Below are 22,254 nucleotides of genomic sequence, written 5' to 3'. Positions count from 1 at the left end.
TTAAAATCATGTTTTTAGCAAAATATTAATTTAACAATCAGATGCAGAGCCGTCTCAAATCTGATTGTTTCAATAATTTCACCGAATTTGGGATAAGAATTGACAAATTCTTATCCCGAATTCGCGTTAAAACGAGAGGTCTAATTTGTATGAGTGATAAATTACAATCTTTACGTGGTATGAAAGACCTACTACCTGAGGATTACCTAATTCACGATTACATAATAAACACAGCCAAACATATAGGTGGGCTTTATGGTTATCAAGCCATAAGTACACCTATAATTGAATATACTAAAGTCTTTGATCGTACACTTGGAGAGACTTCTGATGTAATAAGTAAGGAAATATATAGTTTTCTTGATAAAAGTGGTAATCATATCTCTCTTAGACCGGAGTTTACGGCTGGCATTATCAGGGCTTTTATCTCTAATAACTTGCAACAAACATTACCTATTAAATTTTTTTCAAGCGGTCCAGTGTTTCGTTACGACCGACCACAAGCTGGAAGACAAAGGCAGTTCCATCAAATAAATTTTGAGTATATTGGGGGAGAAGGACCTAGCACCGATGCTGAAACTATCAAGCTTGCATTAGATATTCTTCGGACTTTAGAGATAGATAAAGATACAACTTTAGAAATAAACTCACTGGGTTGTACTGCAACTCGTGCTGTTTACCAACAACAGTTGGTAGAATATTTCAATGATTATAAGTCAGAATTATCAGAAGATAGCCAAAAGCGGCTTATCAAGAATCCAATGCGTATATTAGATTCGAAAGATGAGAATGATAAAAAAATAGTTGCAAATAGTCCACTAATATCTCAATATTATAGCAGTGATGCTACAAAATATTTTGACGATTTACTAAAATACTTAGATTTACTCAATATAAAATATATCATTAATCCAAGACTAGTAAGGGGACTTGACTATTATTGTCATACAGCTTTTGAGTTTACTACTAGCAACCTTGGTAGTCAGTCGACAGTTCTTGCTGGTGGTCGTTATGATGGCTTAAGCAAACTTATGGGAGGTCCTGAAGTAAAAGCCATTGGCTTTGCTGCTGGAATTGAACGCCTTAGCCTAATGAGAGAGTACCACATATCTAAACCTAGACCAGTATTTGTCTTTCCCATTAGCGACAATAATTTAGAATATTGCTTAATTTTAACAAATCAATTGCGTCAAAAAAATATTTCTGTTACCTTAGATAATAACGGCAAAATAGCTAAAAGAATAATACGAGCTAATCTACAAAAGGCTAAATATGCTATTTTTGTTGGTGATAATGAACAAATGAGTAATAATTTAAAATTAAAAGATCTTGATAAACAACAAGAATATCTATTGCAATTTGAACAAATTATGGAATTATTAACTCACCTATAACTCCCATGGCAATTTAAAAGTCATAGGAAAAACAGCCTAGCGTCTATTAGCGAGGAGCTGCGTCGCAGCGACGAAGCAATCTAATGAATGTGGATTGCCACGACACTCACGTGGTCTCGCTAATAGACGTCTTGCAATTTTTAAATGCTATATGTAAGGTGAATTATTAGTTAATGTAAACAAATTATAATTATATATGAGCAAATTTGTACGAGCAGATGGTAGGGTTATATATACTCAGACCACCCTAACTAAACAACAAAAAGAAGCTATTGGATTACTCTCAATTGGCACGTTCTTAGAGTATTTTGACCTGATGCTTTATGTTCATATGGCTGTACTTCTTAATGAGCTTTTTTTTCCGAAAGCTGATCCGTATACTACAGCAATTTACTCTGCAACCGCATTTTGTGCTACTTTTGTTTTTAGACCAATCGGAGCATTAATTATTGGCTGGATTGGTGATAATATTGGTCGTAAAGCAACAGTAATTATTACCACTTCTATGATGGCTATTTCCTGTATTATTATGGCTAATCTGCCCACTTATGCTCAAATAGGTATTACTGCTACTTGGATAATGACTATATGTCGCATTGCACAAGGCATGTCTTCAATGGGAGAAATAATGGGATCACAACTTTATCTCACTGAAATTACTAAACCCCCTAAACAATATCCAGTTGTAGCATTAGTAGATGCTTTTGCTGCTATAGGTAGTGCTGCAGCTTTAGGTATTGCATCTATTGTTACCTCCTTTGAGTTAAATTGGCGGATAGCATTTTGGATAGGAGCATGTATTGCTGTGATTGGGTCACTAGCTAGAACTGCACTTAGAGAAACACCAGAATTTGCAGATGCAAAACGACGAGTCAAGAAGATATTGGAAAATACTGATACAAATAAAAAAATATTAGAAGATGATCCAATTTGGCAAGAGAAAACTAAGGAGAAAACAATTTTAGCTTTGTTTTTAATGGATTGTAGTTGGCCATTAACTTTTTATTTTGCCTTTATTTACTGTGGAAATATTCTCAAAAATTCTTTTGGCTATGGTGGTGAACAAGTTATTCATCACAATTTTCTAGTATCAATTTACATGATTGTTTATATGTTATTTATAACTTATTTAAGTTATAAAATATATCCATTAAAAATACTAAAAATAAAAATAATCATTACGTTTATCTTTATTCCATTTTGTCCATATCTATTGGATCATGTAATAACAACACCGTTTTATTTGATGTTATTCCAACTATTTTTTTTGACATTTAGTCCCTCTAAAACACCAGCGTTTCCAATTATTTTTAAGCATTTCCCGATCTTTAAAAGATTTACTTATAGTAACCTTTCATACGCCTTGTCACGTGCAATTATGTATATCATTACCTCTTTCAGCATTGTTTACCTTATAAAATATTTTGGTAATTTAGGAGTATGGATTATTATGATTCCTGTATATGTTGGGTATAGTTATGGATTATATCATTTTGAACAGTTGGAAAAAAAAGCTGGTAATTATCCTCAAAAATCCTCTCTTGATCCTGTACTAGATGTTGTTTGATAGGTAAATTTTGATAACATAATTCAGTTATTCTTTCTTCTATTTTTAACACTCCCTCTATTCTATCTTCAAGATAAATACTAAAGGTTATAAATCTTTTAAGAGTTTCCTCAATAATCTTCCTAGCTTTCTCTAGCGATTTAGCTCCTAGAGTCTGTAAGTTATGCTTTCTATCAAATAATTTAATCAATGCTACATCATATTTTTTTTGTCTATATAACGATTCCATAATTTCTGCCGAGCTAATCTTCCCGTGAGGCTTGTTCCTGCTTAAGTCTTCTACTTGACTAGCAACCTGCTCTCCAAAAATATAGGCAATCATTTTTTCGGTAAGTATAGTGTCTTCGATGGTGTCGTGTAATATGCTGGTAACAATAATGTCAGTGCGGAAAAGATAATCAGAGATCATATACGCCACCTCTATTGGGTGAGAGTAATAAGGCTCGCCTGACTGCCTCATTTGGCTGCCATGATATTTCTTGGCGTAATAAATAGCCTTTATAACCTCATCAATATCTATTGGCCTATTTACTTCCTCATTCATCTTACGTAATTTGTCCAGTAACCTAGTAGCATATTGACAAGGTGCATACTTTGAGTTGTCCCAATAATTACTATCTTCCATAAAAAACCATAATATTTTAAATCACTATACAAGTTAAACTAAAAATTAGAATATTACTAGGAGTTTATTGTATTTTTTTGAAAAAGATAAATATTTATACCAATTCCCAAAATTACTAATAAAAATTTTTGTATTGACCTGCCTATAGATAATTATATAATCCACGCTTTCAATAAGTATAAAATTATAATGATAAAATTACAAAAAATATTATCTACGATTTATATATATTCATTATTTTTTGCCAATGCTCAGGCAGAAGAGATTAATGCTGATCAGAGATTTTTTTATATTGGGACGGAAGCTGGAATAGTAGAGCCGGTGGTGAAAAAATTTCGCCATAATTCCGGCACTGGTTTTACTTTAAAAAGGTCTAAGATGTATAGCGGTAAGATTGGTTATAGCTTCTATCCGCAAATGGCAATTGAGCTTTCGGTAACACACCAACCAAAATACCGACTACATTATGTTTTACCACAAAAAGAACTAGCTCCCTCTCTAATTATACCACAAACTCCAGGGATCACTAAGGTAATTTCCAATATATATATGATTAATTTAGTATATGATCTCGATAAAGTGCAGGAAATAACTCCTTTTGTTATATTAGGTGCTGGGGTGGCACGGGTAAAAGTTAGCTCTGCTTCTTCTCATTGGGATTTAATGAATGTAGAGTATTTTAGAATTAAAACAACTCGTAGTAATTGTTTTGCTTAGCAAGTGGGTCTTGGATTTTCTAAGGAGTTATCTAGCAATTTTAGCATTGATGCAGCAGTAAAATTACAAGCTGCTCATTCAATAAAGATTAACTATGCTACTTTGGATATGAAAACCCAGCAATTTATACCAGCCACTCCTATTAAAAAAACCATAGGGGTTGGAGAATTTGGTATAGGATTTACTTATAAGTTACCAATTTAATGCAAGAAGACTATTAGTGTATTGAATTTTTTAGTGTATACTAGTAAAAATTTAAAGAATTGACAACAAAATACGGTGTTATCCGTGTTTTGTTTTACGTTATGGAGAATATATGACCACTAATTTAGAACTCACCTCAGCACCTCATAATACATACGATGAAGTGCCTTACGAAAGTTATCCGTACGCCTTAACCAATCCATATCACCTACGGACGCTTGCTGTTTTATTTGGGATGAAACCAACAGCAATTGAGACTGCACGAGTTCTAGAGCTAGGATGTGCTGCAGGCGGGAATTTAATACCTCATGCTGTTAATTATCCTAAAGCACATTTTGTTGGAGTTGATCTATCTAAAGTGCAAATAGATGAGGCTAATAAACATAAAGAAGGATTAGCTCTTAAAAATATAGAATTCCGACATTGTTCTATTACAGATATTGATGAATCATTTGGTAAATTTGATTACATAATTACTCATGGAGTAATCTCTTGGGTACCAAAATTTGTTCAGGATAAGATTTTTGAAGTAAGTAGTAAAAATTTATCAGAGAATGGAATCGCGTATATTAGTTATAATACACTACCTGGTTGGAATATGGTTCGTACCATAAGAGATATGATGCTTTATCACTCAAATACATTTAATAACATTCAAGATAAAATTGCTCAATCTAGATTGTTACTTGAATTTGTTAAGGATAGCTTAGAAACTTCCGACTCTCCTTATGCTCAAGTGTTAAAATCTGAAGCCAGTTTGCTTGCCAAACAAAATGATCATTATTTGCGTCATGACCATCTAGAAGAAGATAATGTACAATATTATTTTCATGAATTTATGGATGAGGCTAAAAAAAATAATCTACAATATCTGTCTGATTGTAGTATAGCTAGCATGTATTTAGGAAATATGCCGGCAAAAGTTGTGGAGAAATTACAAGCAATAAATGATATTGTTAGAACCGAACAATATATGGATTTCATTACCAATCGTCGATTTAGATCAACCTTACTTTGCCATAATAGTGTTAAATTAAATAGATCTATCAATAATGAGGATATTAATAAATTTAATATGACATTTAATATAGTACCAGAAAAGCCTCTTGTTGATATAGATCTTAATTCACTTGAAACAGAGAAGTTTTTTTATAATGGTAATAAGGATAGTAGTTTATCAACATCTTCTCCTTATATGAAAGCAATACTCTATACTTTCTCTGAGAATATCAATAACCCAATGAGTTTTGATAAAATTGCCGTGAGTAGCAATAAAAAATTACATGGAACAAAATTGAATGAAATAAAGGCTGAGTTCTTAGCTAATGCCATGAAATTAGTATTGCAAGGATATATTAATATAACGTTACAGGTAACTCGAAAAGAAGTAGATCTTAATAAACCTAAAACATCAAAGCTTATTGCATATCAGGTAGCTCATACACCCAATATGTGGGTGACAAACCAAAGGCATGAGGTGGTAGCTATTAACCTTTTTGAAAAATTTGCTCTGCAATATATGGACGGTAAGCATGATAATAAGCAAATAATTGAATCTGTCATGCAGCATGTTAATCCTGGTGAGATGACATTAAGCCGTGACGGTAAAAAAATAGAGAATATTGATGAAGTCAGTAAAGAATTAGAAACATTCTTGCAACCTACACTAACTAGATTCGTGACTAATGCTCTGCTGATTTAAAGATAAGATATACTCTAGAACAGAAAATCAAGAATTGCGTCGTACCCCCATTTGGGATAAGAATTAGTTAATTCTTATCCCAAATGGGCTTTAATATTAGTAAATACACCTTCTCTACACGTCTATTAGCGAGAAGACCGTAAGGTCACGAAGCAATTATAAGTTGGAATCCAAATGAGTTTTCAAGCACTGTCCTGTTATTGATGATTTACTCTCACACACTTCTTGTACCGTACCTCTAGCAACAACTGTACCACCTGCAGTTCCACCTCCTGGACCAAAATCAATTATAGTATCAGCTCTACACATGACATCAAGATTATGCTCAATGACTGCTACAGTATGCCCTGTAGATACCAGCTCTCTTAAGATATTAAGCAGTAGTCCTACCTCCTCACAATGTAACCCTGTTGTAGGTTCATCCAATAAAAACAAAGTCTTTTGCTTACTAGCTTTCGATAATTCAGAGGCAAGTTTAATTCTTTGTGCTTCACCACCAGATAACGTTGAAGTGGATTGACCTAACTTTAAGTGCTCCAAACCAACCCACTGCATTAACTTCAGGACTTCGAGAATTTTCTTCTGCTTACTAAAGACAGGGATCGCATCACTTACTGTCAGGTCTAGGATTTCAGCGATATTATATTTCGCAAACTTCACTGCAAGCAGATCATCATTAAACCGCATACCAGCACAAGAGGGGCAATCCATCTCCACTCTAGGCATGAAAGACATATCAACCTGTACTACACCAGCTCCATTACAGTTCTCACAACGCTCATCTGATGCATTGAATGAAAATGCGTTGGCACCAAAGTCGCGTTTCTTTGATTCTGGCAAAGAAGCAAACAAATCCCTTATTGAATCAAAAAGATTTGTGTAGGTTGCTACATTGGAGCGAGATGATTTTGAGCCTATAGTAGATTGATTGACTGTCACTACTCGCTTAACATTTCCTAATCCCTCGACAGAAGTATATTTCCCAGGTACTTCTTTCGCTTTATTCAAGTGATTCCTCGTTATCTTATCTAAGATGCCAAATAAAAAGGTTGATTTTCCAGAACCGGATACACCCGTTAGCACAACCAATTGTTGTGTTGGTATAGAAACATCAATATTCTTAAGGTTGTTTTCACTCGCACCACGAATAGTAATTGCTTTCCCATCACCCCGAGCTGAAGGATCGAGTTTGATAGCTGCCTTCCTAGCTAAGTGCTTACCAGTAATAGATTTTTCGCAAGCCATAACTTCAGTAGGCGTGCCAGAAACCACAATTTCTCCACCTTGAGTTCCTCTTCCAGGACCTACATCTATTATATAATCTGCACTCTTAATAACATCGGGATCGTGTTCAATGACCACTACAGTATTGTCATTTCCTTGTATCCTTCGCAGTGTTTTTAATAGCTTAGCTGTATCATGGGGATGTAAGCCAGTTGTTGGTTCATCTAGAATATATAAAACGCCAGTCAGCGAGCTACTACCAAGAGCATCAGCTAATTTAAGTCTCTGTGCCTCTCCTGCAGACAATGAGGGAAGTGTCCTATCTAAAGTAAGATAGTGCAAACCAACTTCGATTAAGTTTGATGCACGCTCTTGCAATCCGTTTGAAAAGGCGGTATATGCTTGCAATTCATCCTTCGGAAGGATCCTTTCCAGCGTCTCTAACCACTTAAGTAGTTCGCTTAGGCTGAGACCATTGACTTCTGTAATAGTTTTGCCGCCCACGGTTACCTCCCTCCCGAGTTTTCCTAAGCGGGCATTGTTACAGGATGGACACGCACTTCTTACCATAAATTTTGTGACACTATCTGGTGCCTTACTAGGATTTTTCTTATACTGAGTCATTAAATGAGGAACGATGCCTTCAAATTTACCCTCACCAACTTTTTTAGGTGCTTTGAGTCCCTTATGGTTCTTAACAAAATCTGGGTATGTGATTCCGTACAGTAAAAAATTATGCAATTCCTCAGAATAAGACTTTATGGGTAGATCTTGGTCAAAAGGAAAATCATAATATTTGCTAGCAGCTTCAATTACCTTCGTATAATGAGTTGCAACACCTGACTCCCAATACCTAACCCCTCCATTAATGATAGTTTTTTCTCCATCAAGTAAACCGGATATATCAACGTCGAGAGTTTCACCTATTCCTTTACATGACTCACAGATTCCAGAAACTGCATTAGGGGAAAAATGTGACATTTGCAGTATTTCTAATTGCTCATTACAATGAGGACAACCAAAATAACTTTTTTTGCTTTTTTTAGTCGATGAAGAATCGGTATTTCTTTCTTCAGTTTCAACAGTTATCAGTTTATGCTTACCTTGTAATGGTTGCTTAACTTCAGCATTGCAGCTGCTACACTGCTGATTGCCAATAGTAGCAAATAGATTTCTTAGGAGTGTTAAAATGCCTGTTTTTGTCCCCACCAGCGAACGGGAATTAAAATCCGTTTTTCGCTGAGAAATGGTTATTGCCGGAGATAAGCCCAAGATGGTATACACTCTTGGCTTTGGAATGTGATCAGTAACCAAGCCATATCCACCCAAAAGTTGTCTGACGCATTCGCTTGCTAAAACATCAACAGCAATGGAAGACTTACCTGAACCTGACAGACCGGTGAACGCAACTAAGCGTGTTTTTGGTATCTCAAAGCAAACACCTTTTAAATTATGTGCATGTGCACCATGCACAATAATCCGACCGTGCTGCGGTGTGACAGGTAAATGACATTTACTCGAGGAACATACAAAATTGTGCATACGTGAACTCCTATCATTTTGTTTAGAAGGTGGCATTTTATCAGGTTCTGTCACATTTATAAATCATGGTCTAGCAAAAATCGTAAAACCTCGGATTTTGGACATTATTATGCCATGAGTATAACAAAATTTTCAAAAGTAGAAAAATTATTATTAGCTCCAGTAATTTGTCTTTTTTGAATCATACGAATATTTTCTATACCAGTGATAGTAATCGCAGCAGAACGAAAACTTTTAAAACCAAGTTTCTTGATAAAGCGGTGGTCAAAGCATTCTTTCGTAAAGTATTTAAATATAATGGTCGTCCTGATAAAGTAGTACAGTATCTAACATTATGGGTTGGCTTTAATCAACTTCTTTCTACTATCAATACTTCATTATTGCCTGTTTTAGCTCTTAATTGGCATTTGAGAAAGAAAGGAATGAAGGCAGTTATCAGACCTCCAAACCATTCATTATCAGTTAAATTAGAGCTTGTCCGCAAACTAAGTAATAGAAGTAAATATCCTACGAAGAAGTAATCGACTCATAGCCAAAAAAATTATATTTTCACTAGAATCAGTAAGAAAATCATATTCCTTGGAGAGCCTTCTATTTCTATTTATCCAAGCAAAGCTTCTCTCAACAACCCATCGCCTTGGCTGTACTTTAAACCCAACTTCTCTTGTTGACAATAGTTCTGATGGTGTACTTTTTGGTATCCAAAATCTGCACGCTGGTCGTTTAACAATTTCTAAATCTATGTTATACTTTTCCTTAATGAGACCCTTTAAATCTACTTAAAGTTTTTTTACTAATGTCCACACTAATATAAGTTGTTGCCATATAGAGCCTCATGATTTATATTAATAATAGGATATGCTACAGCAAGGTTTAAAAACCTTATGACATCCGTTCGTAGTCTTTACCCAAACAGGATGGGTCTTTGCTGAGGTACGAAGTCTTTAAAATTCAAAGCTTCAATTCGAGATACAGTTTACCCATCCTACACCATATATAACTGATCATGTTATATTTATCATGGCTTTTTTATTGTATGAGTTCGATATGAGACATGGATTTAACATTCTCGATGTTTCGGCACAACTGTTGAAAGTTAAAAAATCGTCTAAGCGCCGTTAGGCGCTGTGGCAATCTTCATGATAGTCAAGACCTCCTTCACAAGATTGCCACGTCGCCGCTTGCAGCGACTCCTCGCTAATAGACGCTTTAAGCCTTACAACAACACTTCGCTAATAGACAATTTTTTAACTTTCAACAGTTGTGATACTCACTCCACCGCTCCTGCTATCCAATCCTCCTGAATTGACTATATCTTAGTTTTTGCTTCTGCACTAAAATTTCTACTTTGTTTCTTTGTCATTCGTTTATCCTAAGTATAATTTTTTATTCTATCTTATTACGAAACAAAACTACATGCTTTTTTATCTAAATTTTTTAGCCCATTATATAAGGAGAGAAAACAAATTCTGACGACAAACTTATCAGGAAGAATCAGTTCGTAGGCACTCTTATTAAACAAAAAGGGCTTTCTTTTTTAAAAGAAAACCCTTTTGTTTGAAGTAATAGATAAGTAAACTTAAAAGATTAGTTTAGAAGTTTACACGAACTTTTAAAGTACCTTGGTGACCAACATATTTACTAGCTAAATATGCATCGTAACCAGCTCCATACTCCATATTACCAGCTTTAGCAGTAACACCTAAACCAAGGTTAAACAATGTTTTTGCCTCTTTGTCAGATCTAGTAGCAAACGAACTAGTCATACCATCTAATTTAGCACTAACTTTCCCTGAACTACCAAATAACTTTTGCGAAACAAAAGCATGTGCTTCAGGCATCACTGTAATACCGCTAGTATCTACAGAAACTGCAAATCTAGTACCAAGCACAGCTTCAACTTTATTGTTAGTCTTCTTAGCAACGACCTTATTTGCGTTGTCCGTACCAGTTTCCTTATAACCTTCATCGCTAGATCCTGTATAACGAATTCCAGCCATCGGTATTAATGACATTGAGTCAGACATTTTAGCATTGTAACCAAATAATACTTGACCACCGTAAGACAGAGAATCATAACTAGCTTTAGCAATTTGCTGACCACTAGCATTACGAGAAGTAGGAACTTTTCTAGGATCGCTATTCTTAATTTTATTTGAACCAAGAGAAACCAAACCTTGTACAAAGAAATTTTTATCAAGTTGTTGTGATCCATAAATAGAGAGCATCACAGTATTAATGTTTGTTTTTTCTCCAATTTTATAATCTTTGTATTTCATATCAGTTCTAACAATACTAACAGCAGCACCGATCATTAGATTTTCGTTTGCTAAAGCATCGAAACCAAGGATTCCACCAGCAGATTTCGCTTTATAGCCAACAACACTACCTTCACCCTTCTGAACAGCTTGATTATAGTATGGCATAGCCCATGCACCCATTGATTCACCAGCTACATCATCAGAGCCACTAGCTACAGGTTTTTGTTGATCATCAACTTGGGCAAGTCTTGCTCCCACTAAACTAGCAATCCCAGCATTAGTATGTTCGACAGCATCAGTTACTAGTGCATTCTCAGCATTTGTAATTCTTTTTAGTGCTTCACCACGTACTTTTGGGTCTTGTGATAACGTACCAATATCAGTCATAGCAGCTAATGCCTCACGACCAAGCAAAGCAGCATTTTCCTGATCTTTATCATCGCCACCAGCAGCTTTCATATCAGCTGGAGCTACAGTTGCAGCATCATTTAAACGCAACAAGTAAACATCTTTATCATCTTTAGTAGAAACAACCCACTTTGCATATGCTTGATTTGTTGATTTTGCTACTGTTAGAGAACCAAATCGTACATCATTACCTAGAATTAGATTTTTACCATTGCTAATCAACTTGTACTCTTGATCCGCCCCTAATTGAGCTTCATCCTTCACAACTATAACATTAACTGGTACACTAGCAGCCACCTCTATAGGAGTATTAACTTCTATAGAGCCAAGTTTTCCATCTGCAGTTAAGGTAGTTGCAATAGAAGTTTTAGGACCCCATGTAGAATTTACGTCATTTTGGTTATCTTGGAAGATTAACTTACCAGAGTCCAAATTAATATTGGCATTAACATGTGAAGTACCACTAATTATGTTGCTATCCTCAATTTCGATATTTTCAGTACCGAAGTTAACTACTTTTGCATACATAGCAGCATTCCCCAAGCCTACTGTTTTATTGCCATTAAATGTTATAGCCTTAAAACGAGCATTCTCTGTACCAAGCTTAGCAGTAATACCAGCATAATCTGTGAAGTTAATCTTATTATCTTCTCCCTTACTGGTCATATCAGCCTTCACCCAAACACCATCTTTAAACTCAGCTACAGAACCACCTTTATCACTACCAACTTGTAGTCTACCAGCTACTATTCTACCAGCTTTGTAAACTACATTGTCATTAATAATACCATTATTGACATAAGTATCACCAAAGTTTTCGGTATTTACTTCAAAAGTTACATCTTTTAAGCTGTATTCGTCAGAACCTAAACCATAAACCTTATCAGAACCAACCTTAAAGTTAACAGCACCTTGATTATCAGTTGTAGTTGTTACACCAGCAAAGAAAGTTGGAGTATTAACATCTAAGGTATTATCTCCAGCAAATTGTAGATTAACCAAATGATCCTTATCAGTACCAATATGGTTAGGTTTACTAATAGTGTGATTAATATCTGATAATATAACTGTAGGTCTAGCGTCTATAGGACTCTCATCAGGAGTACTAAAAGTACTATCAACATTTATATCTTTAAGTTTCATATTTGAAGCTAAAGTTAAGCTTGCAGCAGTTGCAAACTTAATATTGCTAAATTTCAGACCGTTATCACCTACTAATTCAACATTACCACCATGCAATTCTAAGGTAGATATACTGCCAGCATTAGCATTTGCTGTAGTAGTGAATTTTACACCAGTACCAACACCAGCAGCATTAACAAATTTTAGTATTCCCTTACCAGGAACATTACCAACAACTGCATTAGCAGTATAATTACCATCTACAACTAATGTAGATCCGGCATCTGCTAATTCTATATTTCCGCTGAAAAAGCCTTGACCCGATGTAATTGCCTTAACACCAGCATTTACTTTGAGACTCTTAAAATTCCTTCCTGATGTTCCTATGTCGCCTTTTAGAGCAGCATCCCCAGCAAAAATTAGATGACTTCCGCCAGCTCCATTGGAAGCAGTTATACTATTAGCAGTAATATCATTACCTTTATAAAGAGTAAGAGTCTTATTATCTGCTGTAAACTCAATCTCCTTTACTCCCCCATCCTTAGAAGTTGTTGTATTATATAAGGCAACATTCTCACTAACTTTAAATATAGCTTCCCCTGCATTTGTCAAAGCTCCAAAGGCATATTTAGCATCACCAACGTCCATCTTAACTGTTGAAGCTTCACCACCAAAATCAATTCCAGCAATATTAACCCATTTATTGGCTGCAGCTATGTCAAAGTTAAGTTTTTGTCCTTTCAGTAATAATTTATCTAGAGGCTTTTTATTATTATTATTATCAGCAGGATTCATACCAATAGAGCCAACAATCTTTAAAGTACCATTTTTTTTCATTTCAGTTGCATCAATAGTACCGTTACCATTAGCACTCATTGTAGATGTAATGGTTACATCACCTGCTTTATTAGTTAATTTCAATGTTCCACCATCAGTATTACTAAAGATACTAGCAGCATTAATCGTAGCACCACCAACTTTTACTGTTTTATCCTTAGGGATGATAATATTACCAACTGTTCCAGCACCAGCAGCACCAATGTTACCAGTAATTTCAGCATTACCCTCAAACGTTAAATTTGAAGCAGCAGCATCAACATTAGCAGCAACTTCATTAATATTACCGATCAGTTTATAACCATCAGTAAATGTAAAATGTGTATTAGCCGCCTTTCCTCTTAGTTCAGTGACAGTATGCTGTCCTGACAATGTCAAAGTACCAGCTTGTGTATTTTCAATTGCAACTAAGTTGTTTATTATATCAGCTTTTAATACACCCTCACCTTTAAAAATTATCGTCCCAACTTTAACTGCACCGCCACCGTTTAAGTCAGCATGAAAGTTTCCTTCAAGTGTTTTACCAGCTTCCACAGTAATTGTACTATTAGCTACACCACGGAAATCTGTTGTACCAAGATTACTATTTTCGTTTAGAGTTAGATTTGTAAGTGCTTTCATGTTTGTAGCACCATTATTTCCTACATCAACCACACCGTTGAAAATGATATCCCCACCGTTAGATTCAATCTCTTGAGCATATACTCCTCCTGTAATTGTTGCAAGATTAGCAGCAGTAACTATGAACTTCTTAGCTCTATGCTCCTTATCTATACCAATTACGGCACGAGCTGGACCTCCAGCACTAGCAAGCAGTCCAGCTGCTGCATCAGTATGGAAGTGGATTATACCGTGTCCATCTTTATCACCACCAAGAGATCCATTATCAACTGTAAAGTTCGAAGCATCAGGACCTGCTTTAGAAGTAAGTAATAATGTACCACCACCATTAGCACCAAAGTTGATTCTACTATCTGCTCTTTGTTGTAAGTGCAACGTAGCAGCAGCAGCAGTAGATTTGAATTCAACAGTGCTACCATCAGAGATGTTAATTGTCTGGGCTGTAGCAACTGATGCTTTGTTAAATGTTATTGTATTATTAACATTGTCAATATCCAATGTTGCATGTGCACCGTTAGCAACTTCAAATTTAGCAAACGTGATGTTAGCAGCAGTAATAGGTTTAATATTTAAGGTATGATCACCTACAGCTGTGAAGTCAATCGTACCTAAAGCGGCATAATTGTTAATAGCTGTAGTAAAACCATGGTGAACCTCAGCAGCATCTGCACCGTTTAAGGTAAGAGTACTACCAGGAGCAACAAAAGTAAAATTTACTACTTTATTACCAGCAGCAGCATGACCAAGAATATCAACGACAGAACCAACAGTAAGATTTGCATTAAGTCTTACAGAAACATCATCCTTGCCACCAGCACTAATTGCCCGAAGCGTACGATTAATATCAATATTAATTACATGATGATCATCACCAAATATAGCTGCATGACCTTCACCTGGACCTGCTTGGTCAACATCAGCAGTAGCAGCACCAGCATTATCAACACCTGACCATTTCCCAACTGTACCATTTGGTGCACCAACGTCAGCTGGGCTACCGGCAGTAATCCTAGCGTCTCCGACCATACCAAATGCTACATTACTTCCACCTACTATAACTGAAGCAATAGAAGCAGTCGCTAGCAAGTTTTTCAAAAAACTGCTTTTTTTACTTTTATTATTCATAATTTTTTCCTATTTAAGTTAATTCATTTTCTAAATACAGTTTCTTGGAGCAATTAGTTTCAAAAGTTATTTCTGCTCGATGTCATTCCCGTGCAGGTAGAGAAATCTAAAAAAACAGCCTAGCAGACTATATTAAACTTTTCTAGCCCCATACTTTCGCAAGGGCAACCATCGAGTGCACAGGGATGACCCTACGCAATCATAATACCTTAAAACCTTTTTAGAAATATCTAAACACGCAGCTACTATATATGTAAAAATAATTAATTACAAGCTACTTGACTATTTTTTTTATAAATTTCTATCAACTGTGTTATATTTGAAACAGCTATAGAAATTTGTCATATCATGATAGTTTGACTTACTTGACTCCCAAACTTTCTTCCAAGCACCAAACAAACCGCTGTGCATTTGTGATATAGTCAATTGATGAGAATTTGGTGACGTCGTCTTCGATCGCTCGCCTATTATCTATAGGCTTCGCTCCATCGTTCCTAGCATCAAATCCTCCTGAATTGACTATAAACATAAACAAACTGTTGTGGTGATCTATCAATCTTAAGTATAGGCTAAAATAAATCCTTCTTTAAACCAGTTTGTTAGAAGACGCGAATTCGGGATAAGAATTAACTAATTCTTATCCCGAATTGAGGTAGAAGGCACAAGTGTTGAAAGTTCAACAAACGTCATTGCGAGGAGACCGTAGGTCGACGAAGCAATCCATATGACAAGCTTCATGGATTGCCGCACTCACATACGTTCGCTCGCAATGACGGTTTAGGGCTGGCAACGCTCATTGCAATGACGTTTGTTGAACTTTCGACAGTTGTGGGGCGTAGTGGACAATTTCAGAACCACGATAGACATAAAATTATTAGTTATTCAAGCACTAACGCTCTATTATTAAAGATTTGTTACTTGATATTGTAAATCCATATTTTTACCATAAAAAGCCATGCAGATTTTTAGTATTTGTTTAACATGTTGATGTTCTTTTATTTTAGTATCATATTTCCTATCAATAATTTGTTGTAGACCAGACCCTGCTATAGTCGTTAAATCTTCTGTATTTTTAGCTATCTTATACTCAATAATAATTGCCTTATCTCCTTTACCAGCTTTGGGGATCATGATTACATCAGGGCGTCCATCACCTGATTCTTGCTCACTTGATATTATATAGCTCGGTGCTAACATGTTAACAATCCCTAGCATAAAGCCGCTATAAAATAATTCGGCCTTTTTCTCTCCCACTTGATGAAAACTAGTAGCGTTAAGCAGCAACTCCTGCATTTTGTGTTTAAACTCCTCTATTCTGCCATCTATTAACAAGCTAATAAATGAGTAGTACCTAGAACTATCAATGTTTATTTGTTTGCTAACCCATTGGAGTACTCTTTTTTCGTAAATATATTTTACTTCATAATTAGGAATAGATAGTTCATAAATATCCCTTTCTGGCATCTTAGCATGTGGATTTAAATAGCCACTAAATAACAATAAACTAAACAACCCTTCCGGCTGACCAATGTCCATGAAACTGATATGCTTGGTAATGCTAGAAATGATAGGTTTACCAGCAGCTAATAGCTGAATATCCTGCTGCATTTCATCTGACAATAAGATATGGTCGATCCAACCAGTTCCTCCACTATCTAGCCAGTAATGATCAAGCTTACCTTCACTTGATAAACACATCATAATTGACCAAGGATTATAGATGACTTCTTCCCCAAAATTATAGCCATTATACCAATCCTTAATTTCTGCTGGACTGGTAGTAAGTGGTACTTTAGTTAATAACTCATCTACTTCTGTTTGAGTAAATCCATAGCTACTTGCAAATTTTTTATCTAATAAACTATATTCTTTAACATTATTCAAACCGGAGAATAACTCAGCTTTGGCAATCCGCAAAATTCCTGTAATAACTCCCCGTTCAACTGGTAATTCCTGATCGCCAGTTTCCTTTTTAAAGGTAGATTTCATGATGCCACGAAAAATTTCTAACACTTTCTGAAATTCTGCCTCATTAGTACCAAACCATCTGTAAGCACTATTAATGGGCGTATCATATTCGTCAATTAACACCCAAGGCTTTTTATTATAATGTTTGTACAGCAATCGGCTTAAAATAGCCAAACTATTCTTGATATTGTCTAGAGTTACCTCGCCAAATAAATATTGGTTGAAATCAGCTATCTCACTTATTTTAAGTTTGTTACTATCACTTAAATAGCTATGTGCCTGAAACAATTTCCGTAACTGGCTCTTTACCCCCTGTTTGATATCATGATAGCTTGAACCTTCTACGCTTTTAAAGGTGATGAATATTACGGGAAATTGACCTTGGCGTTTCATTATATTTTCATAAGCCGCTATCTTTAAAGGTTGCAATTTTTTTACTTCGTCAAACCCCAAATCTACTTCTCCTCCAACAAATAATTTATAATTTACTCGCTCTTCTGGCGGTAAAGGATTACCCCTATTATCTAGCTCTATTTCTAGAAAGCATCTGACCATATCCATATTAATACTCTTGCCCCAACGCCTTGGACGAGTAATTAGAGTCACTACACTATTATCCTCTAGCAATTCTTTGATCATTAGGCTTTTGTCAACAAATACATCGCTATTTAATAGTAATGTCTTAAAATCATCAGTACCAACAAACATCCTTAGTTGATAATTAATATTATTTTTGCTCTTTTTTTCTGTCATTGTTTTTACTATTTTTTACTAACTATAATATCATTATACACCTGTTTTATTATCCACTAATAGATTATTAGTAAAATTTTTGCTAATAATACTATTTTTTATCAATATTGAAGTCAAACCTTAACTTCCTTAACTTTTGTATTCTGGTCGAAATTAATTATATATGCCTCTTCTACACCTAATAAGTTAAAATGCACTCGCGTCAGCCGCTTCAAGAGTGCATTTTTCCTTATAACAAAGCCAGTTCGATATAAGAATTATTAATTCTTATATCGAGATTTAGGTTATTTACAGTTGCGACTTTTAAATTACCATGAGGCAAGAGCATACTAAAAAAGTATTAGGGGAATTGCACAGTTGCCAATATAATTAGATTTACGCTAATAATTTATACAAGGATCAATGACTATTTTTTTGACAATCATTATTGTTCTAATGATAGGATGTGCCGCACTGCTTTCAGCTACTGAAACAGCCATCACCGCGTCTTCTCCGGGGAAAATACAAAAATTTAAGGCAAAAGGTGCTAAACGTAACACTGTATTACAAGTTCTAAAGAATAAAGAAAAAGTAATTGGCACATTATTGATTGGTAATACTCTGCTTAATACTGTTTGCACTACCATTGCTACCAGTATATTTATCGACTGGCTAGGTGATGGCGGCACTGTCGCAGCTTCAGCAGTTATGGCTTTCGTGATAATTGTTTTCGGCGAAATAATACCTAAAGCTATTGCTGTAGCAAAAGCAGAACAGTTAGCATTATTCACTTCTCCAGCAATTATATTTTTCCTAAAGCTTTTGAAACCAATTAATTCTATTTTTGAAGTTATAGTTAAGCTGTTCTGTTTTATTTTCCGTATTAATCTACAACAAAATATCTCGGGAACAGAAGAAGTCAGAGGAGTTATTGAACATTATCATCAAGAAGGTAATGTTTATAAATCTGACCGTGACATGTTAGGGGGTATATTAGATATTAGGAAAATGACAGTATCTGAAATTATGATACATAGAAGTAACATAGTAGCCATTAATGTAGATTTGCCTAAAGAGGAGATAGTGAAGCGAGCATTATTATCCAGCCCCCATACAAGAATACCATTATGGAAGGATACTCAGGACAATATAATTGGCGTACTGCACATGAGAGATCTACTCCGGGCTCTTTATGAAAAGAATAACGATGCAAAAAAAATTAATATCAAAGAATTAGTAAATCAGCCTTGGTTCATACCTGACAATGCCTTGGTAACTCATCAACTTCATGCTTTTAGGGAAAGAAAGAGCCATTTTGCCTGTGTTGTTGACGAATATGGTGATCTACAAGGTATTATTACTCTAGAAGATATTCTAGAAGAGATTGTTGGTCCTATTATCGATGAGCATGATTATCCTATTAACACAATTGTAAAAAAATCTGATGTGGAGTTTATTATTGATGGATCTGTAACCATAAGAGATGTAAATAGAGAATTAAATTGGAGTCTACCTGATGATGACGCAAATACCATAGCTGGCTTAATTATCCATAAACTTGAGCGTATTCCCAATCAAGGAGAATCTATCAAGATATTTAATTTAAGTATCACCATTAACAAAAAAATAGGTAACAGACTTGATAGCATAAAAGTCATTATTCTACCAAATAAAGAATCTGAAAGTGATAAGTAGTCTTGGCAATTATTTACAAATATCTGCAATCTTATTCAGCATACTAACAGTTGTTAGTTCTTTATATTTATATCGTTCTGCTACTTTTTTTTTCTACCTTAGTTTCCTGTCAACATTATTATCTTTCTTACTATTAGTATATGGATTTATCATATCAGATTTTTCTGTGCAGAATGTCTTTCTGAATTCTAGTACATTAAAACCTCTTGGATTTAAAATTGCTGCTAGCTGGGCAAGCCATGAAGGTTCTATACTGCTGTGGCTATGTTTGTTGCAGATTATAGGTTTTATTTACATCGCTCTATTCAATAGCCGTCCAACTCAAGTATATCACATAATTATACTAGCACTAATACAAATATTATTTGGTAGTTTTATTTATTTTACCTCTAACCCATTTGACAGCCTATCATTCCGTCCCGCCCAAGGTCTTGGTTTAAACCCTATGCTGCAAGATATTGCACTAATAATACATCCACCTATATTATATTTAGGTTACGTCTGTTACGTCGTACCTTTCACATCTGCTTGCGTAATCCTACTTACGTCTAGTTTAGACTTTATTAATCTCAGAGCAATTAAAATATTTACCAATTTAGGAATGCTATTTTCAACCTTAGGAATAGCCTTAGGATCATGGTGGGCTTATAGAGAACTTGGCTGGGGAGGGTTTTGGTTTTTTGATCCAGTAGAGAATATTTCCCTGTTCCCATGGCTATCTGCTATTGCTCTACATCATTCAGTCTTGGTAACGATAAAATCTGGACAAATGAAGAATTGGACTATAACCTTATCAATCATCACTTTCTTACTTGTAGTATTTGGTACGTTTTTGGTACGTTCAAGCGTAATCACCTCAATTCACTCTTTTGCATCATCACCTAAGCGAGCAATCTACATGCTAGCAATATTTGCTATCCTCGCTACATCAAGTTTAGTTTTACTCATTCTAAAAGGTCAAAATATCGGTATCCTTCTTCCGACAAAATTAGACAAACCTAGACTTATTATTTGGGGTAGTAGCTTTTTCTTAATAGCCTTAGTAGTATTACTATGTGCCACCATTTACCCCATAGTTTATTCTTTATTATACCAAGAATCTATTACCATTAGCGAAAGATTTTTTATCAATAATTTTATAATCTTTATTATTCCAACGCTTTTACTAGCTGGTATTGCTCAAACAAATAATATAAGAACAAAAAACCTACTAGACTTCTTGCATAAATCAAAAAAACTTTCGGGGTTTTTAGGAAAAACGAAGCCAAACACCGCAGCACACATAGACGATTGTTACGGAGCAAGGCAAGTTTCGAGCGAACAAGAATCACCAACTAGATTGATTTATCCAAGAAGTCTACTTATCCTAGCTTTTTCTTTAGTAATAACTTTTACTAGCTCGTATCAAATTCAGTATGGTTTTATTTCAGCATGTACCATGACATTTTCTCTTTTTCTAATAATACAAAATTGTTATTACATACTAGCAAAAAGTAATTTTTTTAGAAAAAAGCTAAAAGCTATTGCAATGATCTTAGGACATCTAGGTTTTGGATTACTTGTTTTTACTATTACTGTTAATTCATTATTACAGAGCGAAGTAGATTTTATAGGAAAAGTTGGAGACAAGGTAGTATCAGGAAATTTTGAAGTTACGCTCAGAGATATTAGAGTATCATCAGCTCAAAATTATTATCGTCAAATTGCTGAATTTTGGATTCAGGATAAACAGAATAATATCACTATATTAAAGCCTGAAAATAGATTATATATAATAGAAAAGCAGCTATCGCAAGAAAGTAATATATATTCTTATTTAACTTATGATCTTTACGCAGTTCTAAGTAAAATTGATGATGATGTAATTCACGCAAAAATATATTACAAACCAATGATGAGTTTTATTTGGATATCTATTATGCTTATGGCTGGAGGATTCTTAATCGGATTATTGAAAAAATGACAGTTTTCTTCTTAATAAGGCATGGTGAAACCGATTGGGCATTAAACGAGAGGTATAAATTAAAAGGTGCAAGTAGAGATTTACCTTGTTTGACAGAAAATGGCATAAGAGAAGCTAACGAAGTATCTAAAGACCATAGATTAAAAAAAGCAGAAATAATTTTATCTTCTCCTTATACTAGAGCCCTTCAAACTTCTGCAATTATATCAAAAAATATTAACCTAGATATTATTGTTGAATTTGATTTAAGAGAATGGCAACCAGATTTAAATTTTATGATAAAAAATCAATACGAATTAAAAAGTACAATTGAGGATTATGAAAGAAATAATGGGGTATATCCAGCTGGTATTAGTAAAAGATGGGAATCAAAAGAGTTATTAAGTAATAGAGCAAATAACGTATTAAGAAGGTACTTAAATTATAAATATGTAATAGTTGTAACTCATAAACAAGTAATAAAAACTTGGATAAACACTATCAAAATAGATCACTGCTTTATTAATGAGTTAAATATGGTTTAAGTTAATAAAAGAAGTGTTGCTAA

10 protein-coding genes and 4 pseudogenes are annotated in these 22,254 nt (G+C 34.7%); 7 read left to right on the top strand and 7 right to left on the bottom strand.

Annotated features, from left to right (window positions below; all coding sequences use genetic code 11):
- Positions 1-149 precede the first annotated feature (149 nt).
- Together hisS and ACQH1W_RS00880 are read left to right on the top strand one after the other, a co-directional pair.
- Positions 150-1,394 (top strand): histidine--tRNA ligase, encoded by a 1,245-nt coding sequence (hisS, locus tag ACQH1W_RS00885; RefSeq protein WP_375332488.1) that lies wholly within the window; start codon positions 150-152, stop codon positions 1,392-1,394.
- A gap of 196 nt (positions 1,395-1,590) precedes the next feature.
- Positions 1,591-2,961, top strand: a complete 1,371-nt coding sequence (locus ACQH1W_RS00880; RefSeq protein WP_425361073.1) for an MFS transporter — start codon at positions 1,591-1,593, stop codon at positions 2,959-2,961.
- Here ACQH1W_RS00880 and ACQH1W_RS00875 read toward each other — a convergent pair.
- Positions 2,843-3,586, bottom strand: a complete 744-nt coding sequence (locus ACQH1W_RS00875; protein ID WP_375332490.1) for an HD domain-containing protein — start codon at positions 3,584-3,586, stop codon at positions 2,843-2,845. The two genes, ACQH1W_RS00880 and ACQH1W_RS00875, sit on opposite strands and share 119 nt — an antisense overlap.
- A 189-nt stretch (positions 3,587-3,775) precedes the next feature.
- On the opposite strand from ACQH1W_RS00875, the pseudogene ACQH1W_RS00870 reads away from it, so the two are divergent.
- A pseudogene (locus ACQH1W_RS00870) lies at positions 3,776-4,507 on the top strand (outer membrane protein).
- 145 nt (positions 4,508-4,652) lie between these two features.
- Positions 4,653-6,209 (top strand): annotated as a pseudogene (locus ACQH1W_RS00865) (methyltransferase regulatory domain-containing protein); the annotation flags it as partial.
- Positions 6,210-6,365: 156 nt separating this feature from the next.
- Here the strand turns inward: ACQH1W_RS00865 and ACQH1W_RS00860 are convergent.
- The 6 genes and pseudogenes from ACQH1W_RS00860 to ACQH1W_RS00835 form a co-directional block, all read right to left on the bottom strand.
- On the bottom strand, positions 6,366-8,642 hold the full coding sequence (locus ACQH1W_RS00860) for an ATP-binding cassette domain-containing protein (protein WP_425361072.1): 2,277 nt from the start codon (positions 8,640-8,642) through the stop codon (positions 6,366-6,368).
- A 440-nt stretch (positions 8,643-9,082) separates the two neighbouring features.
- Positions 9,083-9,241 (bottom strand): annotated as a pseudogene (locus ACQH1W_RS00855) (IS6 family transposase); the annotation flags it as partial.
- A 219-nt stretch (positions 9,242-9,460) separates the two neighbouring features.
- Positions 9,461-9,751 (bottom strand): annotated as a pseudogene (locus tag ACQH1W_RS00850) (transposase); the annotation flags it as partial.
- A gap of 816 nt (positions 9,752-10,567) precedes the next feature.
- The gene (locus ACQH1W_RS00845; protein WP_425361071.1) at positions 10,568-15,349 is read right to left on the bottom strand and encodes an autotransporter domain-containing protein; all 4,782 of its coding nucleotides are present in this window, start codon (positions 15,347-15,349) and stop codon (positions 10,568-10,570) included.
- 361 nt (positions 15,350-15,710) lie between these two features.
- Positions 15,711-15,878, bottom strand: coding sequence for a palindromic element RPE2 domain-containing protein (locus tag ACQH1W_RS00840; protein WP_341762508.1), 168 nt, complete (start codon positions 15,876-15,878; stop codon positions 15,711-15,713).
- A 374-nt stretch (positions 15,879-16,252) separates the two neighbouring features.
- Entirely contained in the window at positions 16,253-18,070 is a 1,818-nt protein-coding gene (locus tag ACQH1W_RS00835; RefSeq protein WP_425361070.1) for an AAA family ATPase, read from the bottom strand.
- Between the two features lie 402 nt (positions 18,071-18,472).
- Here ACQH1W_RS00835 and ACQH1W_RS00830 point away from each other — a divergent pair, with 402 nt between their 5' ends.
- The 3 genes from ACQH1W_RS00830 to ACQH1W_RS00820 are packed head-to-tail and all read left to right on the top strand — an operon-like array spanning position 18,473 to position 22,231.
- Positions 18,473-19,744: an HlyC/CorC family transporter gene (locus tag ACQH1W_RS00830; protein WP_375332495.1), complete on the top strand. Its 1,272-nt coding sequence runs from the start codon at positions 18,473-18,475 to the stop codon at positions 19,742-19,744.
- On the top strand, positions 19,734-21,707 hold the full coding sequence (locus ACQH1W_RS00825; RefSeq protein WP_425361069.1) for a heme lyase CcmF/NrfE family subunit: 1,974 nt from the start codon (positions 19,734-19,736) through the stop codon (positions 21,705-21,707). The genes ACQH1W_RS00830 and ACQH1W_RS00825 overlap by 11 nt, the downstream gene beginning before the upstream one ends.
- Complete coding sequence (locus tag ACQH1W_RS00820; protein ID WP_375332496.1) at positions 21,704-22,231, top strand: histidine phosphatase family protein; 528 nt, start codon at positions 21,704-21,706, stop codon at positions 22,229-22,231. Before ACQH1W_RS00825 ends, ACQH1W_RS00820 begins: the two co-directional genes overlap by 4 nt.
- Positions 22,232-22,254: the final 23 nt, after the last annotated feature.

It is taken from the genome of Candidatus Tisiphia endosymbiont of Stenodema calcarata, from assembly GCF_964030695.1.
Classification (GTDB): domain Bacteria; phylum Pseudomonadota; class Alphaproteobacteria; order Rickettsiales; family Rickettsiaceae; genus Tisiphia.
This window is presented reverse-complemented; position numbering and strand designations above follow the sequence as displayed.